This is a genomic window from Nocardia wallacei (assembly GCF_029869545.1).
Taxonomy (GTDB): domain Bacteria; phylum Actinomycetota; class Actinomycetes; order Mycobacteriales; family Mycobacteriaceae; genus Nocardia; species Nocardia wallacei_A.
On the sequence record NZ_JARWQD010000297.1, the window covers coordinates 1 to 17,673 of the forward strand.

Here is a 17,673-nt window from a genome sequence, read left to right on the forward strand (position 1 = left end):
GACCGGCTGCTCGGACAGGTGCTGCCCGGCCCGCTGGCCCGGCGCGCGGCCGATGCGGCCAACCGGCACACCGCTGCCGACTACGACATCGTGGTCTGCACAACGGAATTCGCGCGGGCGGAGTTCGGGCGGATCGCCGCGCCGATTCCGCGTGCGGCCCCGGAAACTACGGCAATTCGTTCGGCCATCAAGCTCCTCCGTCCTGGATTCGGGCGCTGTCGGACATCAGCCGGATCATTCCACCCACAGCGACCAGGTGCCGCCGCGGCCGCTGCACGGCCTATATACGCCCGCCCAGCAACCGCCGGCGGCCACAAAAAAGGGGCCGCGGGGGGTCGCGGGCGCCCCTTTCCGTCGTACGTTGCTCAGCTGGTGCGCACCCGCAGGCCCGGGTTGTCCGAGAGCACCGTGGTCATCGGCTGTGCGAACAGCTGCGGGGCGTTGCCCGTCAGCGCGCCGATGATGTTGGGGATCTCGCAGATCGGGTAGTCGGCCACCGACGAGGCGCTGGAGATACCCAGTGCCTGGTTGCCGGTCACGATCGGGCCGCCGCTGTCACCCGGCAGCGCGCAGATGTTGACCGAGAACGCCTGGGTGAGATCGCGGTCGCCGACCTGCACCGTCTGGTCGACCGCGTTCACGACGCCGCAGGAGAAGCCGGTGCGCGAACCCGACTTGCAGACCGGTGCGCCGACCACGGGGGTGGCCACGCCGGTGATCGCGAGCGGTGCCGCGTTGCCCTGGCGAACCATGTTGTTGGAGAAGCGGTCTCGCGCGTCGTCGTTGATCGCGACGATCGAGTAGTCCTGCTCGCCCAGCACCGACTTCTGGAACGTGCCCAGCTGCGCGCCGGTCTTGTTGCCCGGCAGCAGCTCGAACATGCCCGGCGCGTTGGCGGTGCCCGCGGCGGGGATGTTCGGATCGCAGTGGCCCGCGGTGATGTTCACGACGTTGTCGTTGCGGTCCAGCCCGTTGAATCCGGCCGAGCAGACCAGCTTCATCTTGCCCGCCACCGACGCGTAGCCGTCACCGGCCGCGTAGGCGCCCGGGCCCTGCTCGCCCGCGATCGGGGTGGCCTGGGCCACGTCGGACTCCTCCGGGCCCACCGGCGCCTTCGGCATCACGATCACCCGGGCCGGATCGACGAAGCCCGGCATCGGCAGCCCGACCTTGTCCACCCGCACCGCGATGCTGTTGTTCACGGTGTCCACCACGACGCCGCGCACCGCCTGGGCGACCGCCTCGGGCTGGGTCGACAGCCACTGCTGGAAGGCGTTCTTCTCGCTGCGGAGCACCGTCTCGCTCTTGGCGACATCCTTGACCTGGAAGCCGGCGTCCTGCGCCGACTTGCGGGCGGCGTCGGAGCCCTGTCCCGGTGCCAGCGCCACCACGGCCTTACCGGCATCGTCGAGCCACGCGCCCGCGAACGCCTGCGGGTACTGCCGCTGCGCGTTGGTGGCGAAGGCGCCGACCTTCTGCGCGACATCGGCGCGATGCATGTACTCGTCGGGGGAGATGTGCAGATCCCGGGTCACGGCCGAGATCAGGTCGGACGGCAGGTTCGGCGCCGGGGCCGGTTCCGCGGAGGCCGTCGCCGCCAGCGGTCCCAGGACCAGCATCGCCGCCGCTGCGGCGACGGTGGTCTTACGGCGGCGGGCATGCGGATGCCGACCCGCGGTGGGCGGCGAGAGACGGATGCGTGGCAGGAGCATGTGCCGACTATATGGGTTGTGCACGGTTATGCCTACTTATCCCGGATAGTTTCAGCTGACACACGGACATACCGACACGGCGTCAGGGTGTTACTCCAACAATTCATCATTCGATCGGCTTTCACCCGGCGTTCGGGCGGGTGCGCACCGAGACGCCCGCGCCGAGCCCGCCGTCGGAACCGGCCTCGATGTCGGCGAGGATCGCCCGGATCGGAATTCCGAGCGATGCGGTGCCGCCGTATTGCGCCAGACCGAGATTCGCCTCGCCGCAGTCCGGCGCGTCGGCCGCGTTGGAGCCGCTGGTGATGCCGAGCGCCAGCGTGCCCGACACGATCGCGCCGCCGCTGTCGCCGCCGAGCGTGCAGGCCGAACTGGCGAACCCGCGCACGGTCTTGGATTCGCCCGTCGCGGTGAACAGTTGCGTCTCCACGCGGTCGGCCACGACGAAACCACAGGTGAACGTGGAGGATTGGCCCGATTTGCAGATCGGCGCGCCGACGACGGGCTCGGCCGTGCCGGTCACGGTGAGGGTGGTGCCGTTGGCACCGCGCACCGACGGCTGGTCCATACCGGCTTTGACCGCGCGCTCACTCAGCTTGATCACCGAATAGTCCAGGCCGCTCTGGCCGCCCACCCGGGCGCGCACGAAGGTGCCGAGCTTCGGGCTGGACTTGAGGTCGCGAATGTTGGGCAGGTAGACGTCGGCCTGTCCGTCGCCCTTGTCGAGATTCGGATCGCAGTGTCCGGCACTGATATTCAGCGCGTTGCCCGCCGCATCGGTGCTGTTGAATCCGAAGGAGCAGACGTCCACCGCCTTCAGCTCCGCATCGTCGAGCGCGGTCGGCGCGCTGATGTAGGTGTCGCCCGCCATCGGGCGCCGCTCCACCGGGCCGCCGCCGTCCGGCGAGAGCACCACCTTGATGTTGGCGATCAGCGTCGGCAGGTTGAGCAGGTGCCCGGCGGGGGTGTTGGCGACGTTCAGCACCAGCTGGCTGTTGAGCAGATCGATGCCGACCGAGTTGATGGCCGTGGAGATTTCGCGCGGCAGGCCGCCGATCCAGCCGATCAGCTGATCGAGCGAGGACTCCAGGCTGTTCGCGGAGATCGGCGCCAGCCGGGTCTGATAGCCGTCGGAGGCGGCGGCGTGCGCGGCGTCGAGCGAGGTGACCGCCACGACCGGCTTGCCGTCCGCACCCATCCAGGCGCCCGCGAAATCGTCGGGGCGCTCGGAACGGAACTCGTGGGCGTAGGAACGCAGCTGCTGGGCGCGCGCGGAGCGGTCGAGGTATTCACCCGGCGACATCTTCAGATCACGCGTGATGGCCTGTGTCAGTTCCGGGGGCAACTGATCGGCGTTGAGCTGCATCGGATTCGGTGCCGGTTCCGCTAGCGCAGGCTGCGAACCGATCCAGGGACCGAGGAGAACGGTCGAGGCGAACGCAACCGCGGCAGCTTTGACCGTGGCGCGACGCGCCGGCAACTTGCGCATGAAGTCCCTTCGTCAGGCACCGTTGTGCCAGGTGAATCCGCGGGCGGTAAACCGTTGTGCGGCACCGGCCCTCGTCCTGCAGCAGACCGAGTGTCCGGTCGGAGTCCGGTGACTCGGGTCAGCGCTTCACTTTAGGGCACAAATGCGCGGAGTTCGCTACGAAACGATCACGGAGTTCAGCCGTAGGGCTTGTCCAGCGTCGGGTACGGCAGCCAACTCGGGATCGGCACGTACGGCAGCAGCGGCGTCGGGGTGCGGCGCGGTGTGGTGGGGGTGGGCCGCGGGGTCCGCGTCGGCGAGGTGGTCGTCGTCGGCGGCGGCGGGGGCGGCGCCGGTTCGGTGGTCGGCGGGGGCGGCGGGGGAGCGGGCTCGAACGTCTCGGGCTCGGCGGTTTCCTCGATGACGGTCGTCGGCGGCGGGGCCACGAAGACGGGCGGCGGCGGTGGGGCGGCGGTCGTCGTGGCGGGCTCGGATCGAGCGTTGGGTAGGGGCGTGGTGGGTGTGGTCGGCGCGTCGCGCATCAGCAGCATGCCGACGCCGCCGAGCACCAGGCCGACCACCGCGGCGGCCGCGACCAGCAGGAGCGTGCGGCGGTTGCGCCGGGCGGCGGCCGGTGGCGGTTCGGCGGTGGCGGCGGCCTCCGGTTCGGCGGGGGAGGCGGCGGGGCCGTCGGCGGGTGCGGCCGCGGAGTAGGCCGTCGGCACACCGGCCGAATAGGCCGTCGGAGCGTCGGCGGAATAGGCGGGCATGGCCGCGGAATAGGCCTGCGCCACCGGTTCGTCCGTGGGCAGCGCGGGGAGCACGTCGGTGACGATCAGCGAATTCTCGGTGTGGGTCGGATCCGGCGGGGTGGTGCCCGCCGGGGTGGCGAGCACGGCCGCCAGCGCGGCGTGCGCGGCGTGGCGGGCGTATGCGCGTCCGGGTGTCTCCGGCGACGATGCCCCCGGGGCGTTCCCGCTCTCGCCCCGGGGTCCGGGTAGCTCGCCCTCGCTCACCAGCACGACCGAGCGCAGGCCCAGATAATCGAGGGCGTCGCGCAGGGCACTCACCTGCTGGGCGGGCCAGTCCGCCGGGTGGGTGGCGTAGAACTCGGCGGGGCCGTTCAGATGGTCGGCGGCGAGGTTGATCAGGCAGAACAGCGCGGTCGCGACCAGATCCTCGGCGCGGTATGCCTCGCCGTCGTCGACCGAGATACCGGCCGGGTCGCCGACGGCCGCCACGAATCCGGTGATCGAATGGGAGTGCCCCTCCGGCGGATCGCCGCCCAGCGCGGCGTCGCCGTCGTCGGACATGTGCAGCACCGACTCGCGGACGATGTAGTGGGGTTCGGGCGTGTCGTCGTCCGGCTCACCGGCGGCGCCGACGATTGCCGCGATGCACTCGTCCTCCGCGATGCGCAGGCCCACCCCTGTGGCCATCCTCTTCTACCTCGCTTCGGTGCGTCCCGGTCGGCTCCGCACCGGATGTCACACGAGCAGTGAGCCGTGGCCCATGGCGCGGAGCATCGACAATAACTCCGAACGGGACCCGGCTCCGATCCGACGCCGGATCCGCGCGACATGATGCTCCACCGTCTTCGCCGAGATGTACAGTCGAGCGCCGATTTCCCGGTAGGTGAGTCCCAAAAGCACAAGTTCGGCGACCTCCCGCTCGCGCTCGCTGAGGACGGTGTCACGGGAGGTCGGTGCCGTGTGCGGGTCCCGCCCGGGTTCGGGCACGGGTATCGGCAGTTGCGGCGGGCGGGATTCGGTGCGCACGGTCCGGGCGAGTCTGAGCAGTGCGGTCGCCGTGTCCGAATCGCGGGCCGCCAGGGCGGCGTCGCCCGCCAGTCGCGCCGCATCCCAGGCCATTCCGATACCGGCCAGCCGGCGGACCGCGGTCGTCACCCGGTCCGCGTCGACCTCGCCACGCAGCACCAGCACCCAGGTGCGGCCCGCGGCGGCCAGGGCGGCCGCGTGCGGATCCCCGGCCCGCGCCGCGGCCTGCAGGTGCCGCGCGGGGGCCATGAGTTCGTCGGGCCGGGCGTGCGCGATCGCCGCCTGGACCGCGTACCAGTGGAAGACGTTCGACCAGGCGGGCGGAATGCCCAAACGGTGCAACAGCTTTGCGGCCGTGGCGACCAGCGGGGCCACCCGGTCCTCGTCGCGCAGCCGGATCCCCGCCAGCCACAGTTCGCCGATCGGCAGCAGGGTCAGCAGGTCGACGCCGACGTCGTCGAACAGCGGGCGCGCGGCCTGCCACGCGAGCGTCAGCGCGGTGTCGTCCCCGCCGCGGCGCGCCAGACCGACGAGGGCGCCGTGTGCCAGCAGCCGATCGCGTGCCGGGAGGGCGTCGAGTGCCAGGGTCGAGAGGAGTGTGGCGGCGCCCTGCTCGTCGCCGCCCAGCATCGAGGTCCACGCGGACAGGATCAGCCGATGCGGGTCCGGGGGCTGCCGATCCGGCCCGGCCGCCGAATTCCCGCGCAGGGCATCGGCCGCCCGTCGCGGCTCGCCCATGCTCAGGCACAGCAGCGTCGCGATCGACACCGCCGAATACGGCAGAAACCGATCGGCATTCTCGGCCCCTGCCAGATCGCTACGCGCGGCCTGTATCAACGCCGAAGCCGCCGCCAACGCCGAAACCCGCGCCGCACCTCCGGTGCCCTGCACGCCCGACGCCACCGAGCCCGCCTCCGCATCCTGCCGCGCGGTCGCAGCACTCGAATCGCCTGGGCCGCTGCCGGTATCGGGCGTCCGTGCCGGGGCCCGCCCGGTGATGGCCGCATCGTCGGTGTCCTGCCCCGATTGCGCGGCTGACGCCCGCGGGTGTGTATCGGTGGTGGCTCGCTGGGCGGTGGATGGGTTCCGATCGGCCGGGCGACCAGTGGCCGACCGCCGGGTAGCCGAGGTCGGACCTGGAATCTCGGCCGGGTCAGTGGTTTGCTTCGGCGATTGGGCGGCTGGTGGGCGTGGGTGCGTCCGTGTGGTTCCTGTGCGGGTGGTGGTGCTGGCAGCTTCGGGTGGGTTGGGTGTCGTATCCGAGGTTGGTGTGAGCGTCGGTGGGTGGACGTCCGGGGTGTGGGTCGGTGCGGCGGGAGTGGGGTTGTGCGAGTTGTCGTTTCGCGAGTCGTTCGCTGGTCGGGTATCGGCGAGGCCGGTCCGGTTCGTCGAGCCCGTGGTGTCCGTTGCGGGGGTGAGGCCGAGGGATCTGGCTACCGCTGTGGCGATCTGGTTGGCGTGGGCGGTGGCCTCGGTGGGGGGCCACAGGGCGGCGGAGGCGGATAGTGCCGTGGCCGTGTCGGTTTCGCCCGAGAGGTACAGCACGGTAGCCCCGGCGGCCCAGTCGGCGCCGACGCGGTGGGGGCCGAGCCAGGTGTACAGCTGCGCCGCGCGGGCGGGCAGCCCGCGGCGGGTCCACACGCCGGAGCAGATGCGCACGGCCGCCGCGAGTTCCCTTGCGGGACTGTCGGGACCGGCCAGGAGCGGTTCGGTCAGGCGCAGCGCGAGGTCGCCGTCGCCGCGCCGGGCGGCCGCCTCGGCCCAGCGAACCGTCACCGCCGGTGTCGGCTTCCACAGTTCTCCGGCACCGCTCGCGGCCGCCGCCGCGTAGTAGCGGCTCGCCTCGGACCCCGCCGATTCCGCCGCGGCGCACAGGAATTCGGCCAGACCGCGATCGCGGACGCCGCTCTCCGCCAGCAACAGCGCGGTGTGGTTGCGCAGCAGCCCGGCCCCCAGGCGGGCGCGCAGCAGCCGCTGCTGCACGGCGAGGAAGCGCCGATCGCCCACCAGGGTGCGCAGCGGCGCCACCGCGAGCGCGAGCAGCAGGTCCGCGTCGGTCACCAGCGCGCTCGCGCGGGCGCGATCGATGAGGTCCACCGCGGCATCGGTGGGCAGGTCCAGGATCTCGGCGAGCTCGACCGGATCCAGGCCGGTGCCGGTGGCCGCGACGACGAACGCGTCCAGCAGCCCCTCGTCGGTGTCGTCGAGCAGCGTGCGCGCCCACGCCGTCACCGCCTCGTCGACCGCCTCGATCCCCGCCTCCAGCCGGGTGGCGCACGCCGCCGACAGCGCCGCCACCACACCGCCGTGGATGCCGGCGGTTCGCCCGTGGATGTGCTGGGCGACCGGACGCGGCACCATCATGCCCAATTCCCGTGCGAACGGCGCGATATCGGCCACGCCGAGGGTGCGCAGGTCGATCACCCTGCCGCGGCGCGATATCGCCGCGGTGAGGGCGCGCAGGGCCGGGTCGTGCGGGCGCGGGCGGGCGGCGAGCACCATCGTGTGGTGCCCCGATTCGACCGTGGCGCACAGCGTTTCCAGCTCGTCGCGGTCGAGGGTGTGGGCATCGTCGACGATCAGGGCCGGGCGCGTCCCATTGCCGCTCGCCGTCCCCGCGGCGGTGTCGCAGAAGGGGATACCCCGCCCGCGCAGCCGGTGCCGCACCGCCGACAGCAGCGTCGACTTACCGGTGCCCGAGCGGCCCCGGATCAGATAGATCAGCGGATCCGTGCCCGCGGAATCCAGTTCCCGGAAGAGTTCTCGCGCACCCGGGAGCGAATCGTGCGCGATCGCTGCGCTACCTGTCACAGGACCTCAACCGCCTGTTCGTCCGGGTGCGCGCGAACCGCGCGGCGCGGTCGCCGAGGCGGCCGCAATCGACGATCCGACGGTGCTGCCGGGCACCGGGCCGTGCGTCATTCGAGAGCCCCTGTCGTTCGAAACGCGAGGTGAAACACATGGTGTTCGCAAGGCTGGGTGGTCGTTTCGACCTACCGGTGCTGTCGGTTGCTGGGTGTTCGTTGTTACTCGCGCGGGGCGGATCGGGGAAATTCCCCTACGGCACCCGCACACCACCGCGGAAAGCACGGGGCCTCGCCCCGATTCGGGACGCGGCGGCGGGTTCCTAGCGTGAGGGCAGCAGCCGACCGCGCGGAGGGCACGACCTCCGCCGATCCAGGGAGACGACCCGCGATGAGCCGCAACGCGATACTCGAATTCCTCTCCGGCCTGCTGCGTGACCGGCGAGCCGCGGCGAGCTATCGCGCCGACCCGGCGCAGGCGCTGGCCGCGGCCGGGCTGACGGCGGTGACGCCGGAGGACATCGCCGCCGTCGCGCCGCTGGTCGCCGAGTCGCCGCTGGTCGCCGAGTCCGAGACGGTGAGTGTGTGGGCGACGGCCGATGCGGCGGAGGCGTTCGGGAGCGATATCGACGCGACTGCCGACGATGCGGGCACCCGCGGCGGCGCCGCATCGGATGCTCGCGCATCCTGAACGCCCGGGTCAGGGCACCGTGGCCGCGCTCGCGGGATCGACGAGGATCTTGGCGTGCTCCTCCGGGCTGCCGAGGGCGGCGAAGGCGTTGTCCACGCCGTCGAGGCCGACGGTGCCGGTGATCAGCGGGGCCGGGTCGACCTTGCCGTCGGCGATCATGTGCAGGGTGTCGCGGAATTCGCCCGGGTCGTAGCCGAACGCGAAGCGCAGCTCGATCTCCTTGTTGATCGCCATCGCCGGCTGGAAGCGGTCGGTCTCCATGCACACCCCGACCACGACGACCCGCGACCTCGGCGGCGCGGCTGTGACGATCTGATCGATGATGCCGGGGACGCCGACGCATTCGAAGACCGCCGGGCCGGTGGGGCCCGCGTCGAGCGTATGTGCCAGCCGGAAGACATACCACCACGGCAGATTCGGGATCCGCCGCAACCGTTCCATCGCGTCGAAACCCAGATTCAGCACGTCGTCGACCCCGCGGGTGCGGCCCTTGCGCGGCCCCGCGGTCCACGGCGACTCGGAGCCCGGGTCCACCACGACATCGGCGCCGCACCGGCTGGCGAGCTCCCGGCGACGCGGTGAGAAGTCGCTGGCGACAATGGTTTTCACACCCGCGGCCCGCAGCATGGTGATCACCGCGAGACCGATCGGGCCGCAGCCGATCACGAAGGCGGTCTGCCGCTTGGACATTCGCGCCTTGCGCACCGCGTGCCACGCCACCGCCATGGGTTCGGTCAGCGCCGCGTGCTCGCCCGACAGCCCGTTCGGGACCGGGAAGGTCATCGATTCCTGCACGACGACCTGTTCGGCGTAGCCGCCGGGCGCCGCCGCCGACAGGCCGGTCAGCTGCGGCTGCCGCCCGTGCCGCACGATCGGCAGCGCCACCACCGGCGTCCCGGGCCGCCACCGCTTGCGGCAGCGCGGCCCGTATTCGACGACCTCCCCGCAGAATTCGTGCCCCAGCACCACCCGCTGGCTCGACCGCATGAAGTGGTCGTATCCGGTGGCGGCCGCCAGGTCGGCGAGGTCGTCGCAATGCACCCGCGCGTGCAGGTCGGATCCGCAGATCCCGCACCGCAGTACGTTCAGCAGCACCTGGCCCGGACCCGGTTGCGGCGCACCGATATCGGCGACCTCGAGCTTGCCTTCGGAACACACGACCGCCTTCATACCGGCACGGTACCCTCGCCCCCGCGACCCGGCAGGCACTTTCTGACCCGCTCGCCGGTGAGTTCGTGCCCCGAGGAACAGCCGCTTGTGTACCGAATCGCTGGGTCAGATGATTTCGAACGCGGATCGTATGGCGGCTGTGAGTGCGGGCTCGGCGTCGGCGTGCAAATAGCCGATAATGCGGCCGAGCGCGTCGGCCGGAACAGTCACGATGCTGTCGCAAGAGACAACGCTGTCGTGCTCGAGCCCGTTCCGAGGGCCCACCGGTAGTTCGGTGGACAGGCCCCGAACAGTGCTCGTGATCGGCGCAACGGTGACCCGAGTCAGGTACGGCCGGACCGCTTCTCGGGTCAGTACCAACACGGGGCGCGTCTTGTCCAGGCGCGCAAGATGGATCGGCCTCACCCGAGGTCGTCCAGCGGAGTATCGGCGGCGAATCGGGCAAGTGCATCCATATCCGGATCGGTGCCAGCTGCCGCGAGAATCTCCGCGTCTCGCTCGGCGGCGCGGCGGAGACGGTCACGTTCGAGTGCTTGCGTGACGATGGCCGCACGGCTCGGGGCCTGGCCGCTGGAAACGGCGTTGTCCAGGTAGGTCACCATCTCATCCGGGAGTCTAATTGTGATCTGAGTGCTCATCCCATAATGGTACCCGTTTTGGGATTCACCCCCTACGGCCGCGCGGTGCGCGCCGGTTGTCGCCGATCGGGACCGGCGCATCCGTGTAGCGCGCGCGATCCGGGGTAGGTCGACCGTGTCGAAAGGTGGTGCGTGATGAGTGGAGACAACAACGCCATCGTGCGGGTGCTGCTGGACCGCGCCGGAACCAGCTACGCGGCGGAGGCCGGAATCACGCTGGCGGACAAGCCCGCCCCGCTGTTCCAGCTGCTCGTGCTGGCGAAACTGCTGAGCACTCGGATCTCGGCGGAGATCGCGGTGGCCGCCGCGCGGGAGCTGAACGGTTCCGGCTACCGCACCCCGCAGCGGATCGCCGACGCCGACTGGCAGGAACTCGTCGACGCCCTGGGCCGCGCCCACTACAAGCGCTACGACGAATCCACGGCCACCCGCCTCGGCGAGAACGCCGCCCTCCTGCTGGACAAGTACGACGGCGACCTGCGCAAGCTGGCCGACGAGGCCGACCGCGACCCGAAACGGCTGGCCGAACTGCTGCAGCAGTTCAAGGGCATCGGCCCGGTCGGCGCCGACATCTTCCTGCGCGAGGTTCAGGACGTGTGGACCTGGGTGCGCCCGCACTTCGACGAGCGCGCCCGCAAGGGTGCCCAACAGCTGCACCTGCCCACCGATCCCGAGACCCTCGACGACCTCGGCCCACGCGGGCGCGACGCCGACTTCGCCGCGGCCCTGGTCCGCGCGAGTCTCGATCGCGAACTGGCCGACGAAGTTCTCGCCGCCGCCCGCTGAGCCGCGCGACCTGGGCACTAAGATCCGGGTGTGGTGTCGAAATCGTCCGGATCGCCGGGGTACTCGACGGCGACGGGACGACTGCGAGCCCGCGATGTCGACCGGGTGAATACCCGCGCCCGACTGGACATCGCGTATGAGGAGGGCCAGCTCGGCGCCGACGAATACCACGATCGTTCCGATCGTGCGGCTGCCGCGGAGACGCTGGGGCAACTGCACCGCCTGGTGGCCGACCTGCAGCCGTCGCCGGAGACCGCCGATCTCCCACTGCCACCGCAGGATTCGCCGCGGTTGCGACACCGCGGCGGCGAGTACGCCGCCGACGTCCGCGCGCGAGACGCCGACCGCGCGGCCACGTGCGTGATCCTGGACGCCGCCCGCGGCGACGGGCAGCTGTCCGACGACGACCACCGCGCCCTGACCGAACTGGCCGGTGCGGCAAAGACTCTCGGCGATCTGACCGAACTGACCGCCGATCTGCAACGCCCGGCGAATGCCCCCGCCGAACCGCGGCGGCCACGCTCGCGCCGCGGCGCGCTCGTCGCCGGGGTGGCGATGGCGGCGGCCTGCGCGGCGGTGGCGGGATTCGCGGCGACGCACCGGTCCGCCCCGGCTCCGGCCGCGCCGCCCGCCGCACCCGCGGCGGCCCAGCCCCTGGTGGTGCCGATGCCGCAGCTCACCACGCCGGAGGGTTTCGCGCTGCTCCGCGACCGGTTCCGCGCGAAGTTCGGCGGAACCGTCGTCGACGAGCTGACCCTCTTTCCCGGCTACGCCTACGTCGAGGCGGCGCCGGCGGGGCAGCCGAACCGGGTGATCCGATGGTCGTATCAGGGCGGTTTCAAGCCCTCCGGCGACCCGACCACCCGCCGGATCGACACGCCCACCTTCGACCTGGCCACGGTCGATCCGGCCGTGCTCGGCGGGCTGCTCGCCGAGGCTCCGGGACTGCTCCGGGTCGACGGCGGGACGGTGACGCACGTGGGCTTCGAGGTCGACACCACCTCGGGCGCTCCGCAGATCTCCGTGTACGTCGGCAACCGGTTCGACGAGAGCGGCTATCTGGAGGCCACTCCGTCCGGCGACAAGGTGCGGGTCTCCCCGTTCGACAGATAGGTGAGGACAGTGGGCGAGCAGGCGAATGCATCGTCGGTACGGTGGCCGCCGGTCGGCGCGGTGACACGGTGAGTTCCACGCGCCACCGCGGGCTGCGGGTGCGGGACGCGGATCGGGTCGATGCCTGCGCGCTGCTGGACACGGCCCGCGACGACGGCCAGCTCACCGCCGACGAACACGCCGAGCGGACCGCGGCGGCGCTGCGCGCGAAGACCTTCGGGGACCTCGACGCGCTGATCGGCGATCTCCAGATACCCGGCGATCTCGCCCGGAGCGCGGTGGTGAACCCGAGCCGCCGCAGCGGAGCGCGCCGGTGGATCCCGGCCCTCGTCGCCGTGGTCGCCGCGGCCTCGGTCGGCGCGTTGACAGGGGTCGTGACCACCAGCCGCCCGCAGCAGGAGGGTCCCGGCCTTCCCGATCTCACGACCGTGCGGGGGATCGAGACGTTCCTCGCCGATTATCGCGACCGGTTCGGTGATCTGCTGGTGGATGAGGTGACGCTGCACCCGGGGCATGCCTCGTTCGAACGCGCCGCCGCGGGCCGGACCCAGCGCTTCTTCTACCGGGGCGAATTCGACGACTCCTCGACCTCGGACCGCGACCGCGACGCCCGGCCGATCGATCTCGGCGCGATCGACCTCCCCCTGCTGGCGCGCTACCTCGCGGGCGCGCCGCAGACCGTGGGTGCTCCGGGCGGCGCCGTCACCCACCTGTCGATCGAGCGCTCGACGGATATGCCCGACGACGGCCCGGTCGTCACCGTCTACGTCGAGGGCGGCGGCGGGAGCGGATATCTGACGCTCACCCCCGCCGGGGAACCGGTGCACGTGGTCCCCGCGAGTCGCTGAGCGGCGCCGTTCGTGGGGCGTCGAAAAATCTTCGCCGTCCGGGAATCACCGGCGTCCGCCGCTCGTTGAGCAGATCGAGGTTAAGTTGAGTGCGGTTGGCTCAAGTCCTCGTTTGACTCCGTTCCGGAGTGCAGGCAGGATTGAGTCGACCACGCTCAGCGTTGCTGGGACCGTGCTCCGTGCGGTGTTCGGGGCGAGGTCCGCCGCAGGAGGTTCGCCCCTGCACCCACATATGAACGTCACTTAGGAGGAACAACCATGGCTCGTGCGGTCGGTATCGACCTCGGGACCACCAACTCGGTCATCGCCGTTCTCGAGGGCGGCGAGCCGGTAGTCGTCGCCAACTCGGAGGGTTCGCGCACCACCCCCTCGATCGTCGCATTCGCCAAGAACGGCGAGGTGCTGGTCGGCCAGCCGGCGAAGAACCAGGCCGTCACCAACGTCGACCGCACCATCCGTTCCGTCAAGCGCCACATGGGCGAGGACTGGAACGTGGAGATCGACGACAAGAAGTACACGGCGCAGGAGATCTCCGCGCGCACGCTGATGAAGCTGAAGCGCGACGCCGAGGCGTATCTCGGTGAGGAGATCACCGACGCGGTCATCACCGTCCCCGCCTACTTCGAGGACGCGCAGCGCCAGGCCACCAAGGAGGCCGGCCAGATCGCGGGCCTGAACGTGCTCCGCATCGTCAACGAGCCCACCGCCGCCGCGCTGGCGTACGGCCTGGACAAGGGCGAGAAGGAACAGACCATCCTGGTCTTCGACCTCGGTGGCGGCACCTTCGACGTCTCGCTGCTCGAGATCGGCGAGGGCGTCGTCGAGGTCCGCGCCACCTCCGGCGACAACCACCTCGGTGGCGACGACTGGGACAACCGGATCGTCGACTGGCTGGTCGACAAGTTCAAGAGCTCCCAGGGCATCGACCTGACCAAGGACAAGATGGCCCTGCAGCGGCTGCGTGAGGCCGCCGAGAAGGCCAAGATCGAACTCAGCTCGAGCCAGAGCACCTCGATCAACCTGCCCTACATCACCGTCGACGCGGAGAAGAACCCGCTGTTCCTCGATGAGCAGCTGTCGCGCGCCGAGTTCCAGAAGATCACCTCCGATCTGCTGGACCGCACCCGGCAGCCGTTCCAGTCGGTGATCAAGGACGCCGGGATCTCGGTCAAGGACATCGATCACGTCGTCCTGGTGGGTGGTTCGACCCGCATGCCCGCCGTCACCGATCTGGTGCGCGAGCTGACCGGTGGCAAGGAGCCCAACAAGGGCGTGAACCCGGACGAGGTCGTCGCCATCGGCGCCGTGCTGCAGGCCGGTGTGCTCAAGGGTGAGGTCAAGGACGTCCTGCTGCTCGATGTGACCCCGCTGTCGCTGGGCATCGAGACCAAGGGCGGCGTGATGACCAAGCTCATCGAGCGCAACACCACCATCCCGACCAAGCGCTCGGAGACCTTCACCACCGCCGACGACAACCAGCCGTCGGTGCAGATCCAGGTGTTCCAGGGTGAGCGCGAGATCGCCTCGCACAACAAGCTGCTCGGCTCCTTCGAGCTGACCGGCATCCCGCCGGCCCCGCGCGGCGTGCCGCAGATCGAGGTCACCTTCGACATCGACGCCAACGGCATCGTGCACGTCACCGCGAAGGACAAGGGCACCGGCAAGGAGAACACGATCAAGATCCAGGACGGCTCCGGCCTGTCCAAGGAGGAGATCGAGCGCATGGTGAAGGACGCCGAGGCGCACGCGGCCGAGGACAAGGCGCGTCGCGAGGAGGCGGAGACCCGCAACCAGGCCGAGTCGCTGGTGCACCAGACCGAGAAGTTCATCGCCGACAACCAGGACAAGGTCCCGGCCGACGTCAAGGAGAAGGTCGAGGCGGCCATCGGCGAGGCCAAGGAGGCGCTGAAGGGCACCGACAACGCGGCCGTGAAGACGGCGGTGGAGAAGCTGGCCACCGAGTCGCAGGCCCTCGGCCAGGCGATCTACGAGGCCTCCGCCGCCGAATCGGCCGCGTCCGGCAACGGCGAGGGCCCCGCGGGCTCCACCACCGACGACACCGTCGTGGACGCCGAGGTCGTGGAAGAGCCGGAGAAGAAGTGACCGAACGCAACCCCGAACAGGAGCCGATCACCATCGTGGACAAGCGGAAGGTGAATCCGTCGGAATTCGAGGGTCGCACCGCTCCGGAGTTCGAGGGTCGCTCCACGGGCTCCGCTGTGGAGTTCGAGGATTACTCCGAAGGCCCTGCGCCGCAGGGCGAGGGGGAGGCCGCGGCCGACGGCGCCGCGGCCCCCGCCCCGGAGACCGAGGGCGCCGAGTCCAACGGCTCGGCCCTCGCCGACGCGATCAGCACCGAATTGGCCGAGCGCACAGCGGATCTGCAGCGGCTCACCGCCGAGTACGCCAACTACCGGCGCCGGGTGGAGCGCGACCGCAAGGCCGCGATCGACACGGCCAAGGCCGCGGTGGTCACCGAACTGCTCGGCGTGCTCGACGATCTCGATCGCGCCAAGGCCCACGGCGACCTGGAGTCCGGGCCGCTCAAGTCGGTGGCCGACAAGCTGGTCGACGCGCTGACCAAGCAGGGCCTCGAGGAATTCGGCAGCGAGGGCCAGCCTTTCGACCCGACCCTGCACGAGGCCGTGCAGCACGAGGGCGAGGGCCACGACCCGGTGATCGGCGTGGTGATGCGCAAGGGTTACCGCTTCGGTGATCGAATCCTGCGGCATGCGCTCGTGGGAGTCACCGACGGGGTGACCGATCCGGTGGAGACGCCGGAGGCGGCGAACGCTGGCGACGATGCCGACGGCATCGCGTAAGACGCGGTTTCCGGCCTGCGGGCCGGACGACAACAGGAAAGGAGGAGATGCCCGGTGAATCGGGAGTGGCTGGAGAAGGACTTCTACAAAGAGCTGGGTATTTCCTCCAGCGCCACCGCGGACGACGTCAAGAAGGCCTACCGCAAGCTGGCCCGCGACCTGCATCCGGACAAGAATCCGGGGGACGCCAAGGCCGAGGAGCGATTCAAGGCCGTCAGCGAGGCGCACGCCGTGCTGTCGGATCCGGAGAAGCGCAAGGAGTACGACGAGGCCCGCAGGCTGTTCGCCGGCGGCGGCTTCGGTCGCGGCGGGTTCTCGCCCGGCGGCGGTTACGGACAGGGCGGCTTCAGCGAGTTCAACCTGGGCGACATCTTCGGCGGCGCGCAGGCGGCCGGCGGCGACGGTGGCCTGGGCGACCTGCTGGGCGGCCTGTTCAATCGCGGTGCGGGAGCGCGCACCTCGACGCGGCCGCGGCGCGGCAGCGATGTGGAGACCGAGACGACCCTCGGATTCCGCGAGGCCGCGCAGGGCGTCACGGTGCCGCTGCGGATGACCAGTCCGTCGCCGTGCACCACCTGTCACGGCAGCGGCGCCAAGCCGGGCACCAGCCCGCGAGTCTGCCCGCACTGCAACGGAACCGGCGTGATCAGCCGCAACCAGGGTGCGTTCGGATTCAGCGAGCCGTGCGACGACTGCCGCGGGACCGGATCGATCATCGACGACCCGTGCTCGGACTGCCGCGGATCGGGTATCCAGAATCGGACGCGCACGATCACCGTGCGGATCCCGCCCGGGGTTCGCGACGGTCAGCGCATTCGCCTGGCCGGTCAGGGCGAGGCGGGTCTGCGGGGTGCCCCCGCGGGCGACCTGTTCGTCACCGTGCACGTCAGCCAGGACAAGGTCTTCGGCCGCACCGGCGACGACCTGACCCTGGTGCTGCCGGTCAGCTACGGCGAACTGGTGCTGGGGACAACGGTTTCGGTGCCGACGCTGGACGGGCGCGTCGGGGTGAAGGTGCCCCCGGGCACCGCCGACGGGCGTACCCTGCGGGTGCGTGGACGCGGTGTACCCAAGCGGGGCGGCGGCGCGGGCGACCTGCTCGTCACGGTCAAGGTCGCGGTGCCGCAGAAGCTGGACGACAATGCCTCCGAGGCGCTGCGGCGCTATGCGGAGGCAGAGAAGGCCGGCGGGTTCGACCCGCGTGCGGGATGGGCAGGTGCGTGATGAACGGCGATCCGAAGAAGGCACACAGCGCCACGGAATTCTTCATGATTTCCGTGGCGGCCCAGCTGGCCGGTATGCACGCGCAGACACTGCGCACCTACGACCGGCTGGGTCTGGTGACCCCGCAACGCACCTCGGGTGGCGGCCGCCGCTACTCGGCCCGGGATGTGGAGCTGCTGCGCGAGGTGCAGCGGCTGTCCCAGGACGAGGGCGTCAACCTGGCCGGTATCAAGCGGATCATCGAACTCACCAACCAGGTCGAGGAACTGCAGGAGCGGGTCCGCGACCTGGCGGCCGAGGTCGAGCGCCTGCGCGCAGGCTACCGCCCGGAACTGACACCGCCCCAGCGCAGCACCGCCCTGGTGGTATGGCAGCCCCGCAACAAGCGGCGATAATCCCCGCGCGAAAACGCCTGTAGGACAGGGCCCCCCCCACAACCCCGGGGCCGGGGGGGGCCAGGGGGGCGCGCGCGCCCCCAAACCGGCCCCCGGCGGGGGGGGGTTCGGTGGGGCCGCGCCAACCCCCCCCGGGGGCGCTTCGTGCGCGCCCGCACGCCGCGGACGCCACCGCCGACCCCCCGAACGACGATGCCGCACCGCACGGCCATGCGGACGCGACG

Annotated in this window: 15 protein-coding genes and 1 pseudogene; 9 read left to right on the forward strand and 7 right to left on the reverse strand. The window is 70.9% G+C overall.

Translation table 11 applies throughout. From position 1 onward, the window contains the following. Positions 1-144: pseudogene (locus QH290_RS25990) on the forward strand (alpha-(1-2)-phosphatidylinositol mannosyltransferase); the annotation flags it as partial. Between the two features lie 221 nt (positions 145-365). Here the strand turns inward: QH290_RS25990 and QH290_RS25995 are convergent. The 4 genes from QH290_RS25995 to QH290_RS26010 form a co-directional block, all read right to left on the reverse strand. Next, positions 366-1,712 (reverse strand): S1 family peptidase, encoded by a 1,347-nt coding sequence (locus QH290_RS25995; RefSeq protein ID WP_483244252.1) that lies wholly within the window; start codon positions 1,710-1,712, stop codon positions 366-368. A gap of 121 nt (positions 1,713-1,833) precedes the next feature. Beyond that, complete coding sequence (locus QH290_RS26000; RefSeq protein ID WP_280264985.1) at positions 1,834-3,201, reverse strand: S1 family peptidase; 1,368 nt, start codon at positions 3,199-3,201, stop codon at positions 1,834-1,836. 176 nt (positions 3,202-3,377) lie between these two features. Next, complete coding sequence (locus QH290_RS26005; protein WP_280264986.1) at positions 3,378-4,619, reverse strand: hypothetical protein; 1,242 nt, start codon at positions 4,617-4,619, stop codon at positions 3,378-3,380. Between the two features lie 48 nt (positions 4,620-4,667). Next, positions 4,668-7,769: a LuxR C-terminal-related transcriptional regulator gene (locus QH290_RS26010; RefSeq protein WP_280385739.1), complete on the reverse strand. Its 3,102-nt coding sequence runs from the start codon at positions 7,767-7,769 to the stop codon at positions 4,668-4,670. 384 nt (positions 7,770-8,153) lie between these two features. On the opposite strand from QH290_RS26010, the gene QH290_RS26015 reads away from it, so the two are divergent. Beyond that, positions 8,154-8,453, forward strand: a complete 300-nt coding sequence (locus QH290_RS26015; RefSeq protein ID WP_280264988.1) for an IniB N-terminal domain-containing protein — start codon at positions 8,154-8,156, stop codon at positions 8,451-8,453. Between the two features lie 9 nt (positions 8,454-8,462). Here QH290_RS26015 and QH290_RS26020 read toward each other — a convergent pair whose 3' ends face one another. The 3 genes from QH290_RS26020 to QH290_RS26030 all read right to left on the reverse strand — a co-directional run bounded on the left by QH290_RS26020 (position 8,463) and on the right by QH290_RS26030 (position 10,261). After that, positions 8,463-9,623: a zinc-binding dehydrogenase gene (locus QH290_RS26020; RefSeq protein WP_280385741.1), complete on the reverse strand. Its 1,161-nt coding sequence runs from the start codon at positions 9,621-9,623 to the stop codon at positions 8,463-8,465. 105 nt (positions 9,624-9,728) lie between these two features. Continuing rightward, positions 9,729-10,028: a type II toxin-antitoxin system PemK/MazF family toxin gene (locus tag QH290_RS26025; RefSeq protein WP_280264990.1), complete on the reverse strand. Its 300-nt coding sequence runs from the start codon at positions 10,026-10,028 to the stop codon at positions 9,729-9,731. Further along, entirely contained in the window at positions 10,025-10,261 is a 237-nt protein-coding gene (locus QH290_RS26030) for a ribbon-helix-helix domain-containing protein (protein ID WP_280264991.1), read from the reverse strand. The genes QH290_RS26025 and QH290_RS26030 overlap by 4 nt, the downstream gene beginning before the upstream one ends. A gap of 135 nt (positions 10,262-10,396) precedes the next feature. Between QH290_RS26030 and QH290_RS26035 the strand changes: the two genes are divergently transcribed. From QH290_RS26035 to QH290_RS26065, 7 genes are all read left to right on the forward strand, one after another. Beyond that, entirely contained in the window at positions 10,397-11,047 is a 651-nt protein-coding gene (locus QH290_RS26035; protein ID WP_280264992.1) for an HhH-GDP family DNA glycosylase, read from the forward strand. A gap of 30 nt (positions 11,048-11,077) precedes the next feature. Next, entirely contained in the window at positions 11,078-12,160 is a 1,083-nt protein-coding gene (locus QH290_RS26040; protein WP_280385743.1) for a DUF1707 SHOCT-like domain-containing protein, read from the forward strand. A 68-nt stretch (positions 12,161-12,228) separates the two neighbouring features. Continuing rightward, the gene (locus QH290_RS26045) at positions 12,229-13,008 is read left to right on the forward strand and encodes a DUF1707 SHOCT-like domain-containing protein (protein WP_280264994.1); all 780 of its coding nucleotides are present in this window, start codon (positions 12,229-12,231) and stop codon (positions 13,006-13,008) included. Positions 13,009-13,266: 258 nt separating this feature from the next. Beyond that, entirely contained in the window at positions 13,267-15,111 is a 1,845-nt protein-coding gene (gene dnaK, locus QH290_RS26050; protein WP_280264995.1) for a molecular chaperone DnaK, read from the forward strand. After that, the gene (gene grpE / locus QH290_RS26055; protein WP_280264996.1) at positions 15,108-15,830 is read left to right on the forward strand and encodes a nucleotide exchange factor GrpE; all 723 of its coding nucleotides are present in this window, start codon (positions 15,108-15,110) and stop codon (positions 15,828-15,830) included. Before dnaK ends, grpE begins: the two co-directional genes overlap by 4 nt. A gap of 54 nt (positions 15,831-15,884) precedes the next feature. Further along, positions 15,885-17,054, forward strand: coding sequence for a molecular chaperone DnaJ (gene dnaJ, locus QH290_RS26060; protein ID WP_280264997.1), 1,170 nt, complete (start codon positions 15,885-15,887; stop codon positions 17,052-17,054). Continuing rightward, positions 17,054-17,449 (forward strand): heat shock protein transcriptional repressor HspR, encoded by a 396-nt coding sequence (locus QH290_RS26065; RefSeq protein ID WP_280264998.1) that lies wholly within the window; start codon positions 17,054-17,056, stop codon positions 17,447-17,449. Before dnaJ ends, QH290_RS26065 begins: the two co-directional genes overlap by 1 nt. Positions 17,450-17,673: the final 224 nt, after the last annotated feature.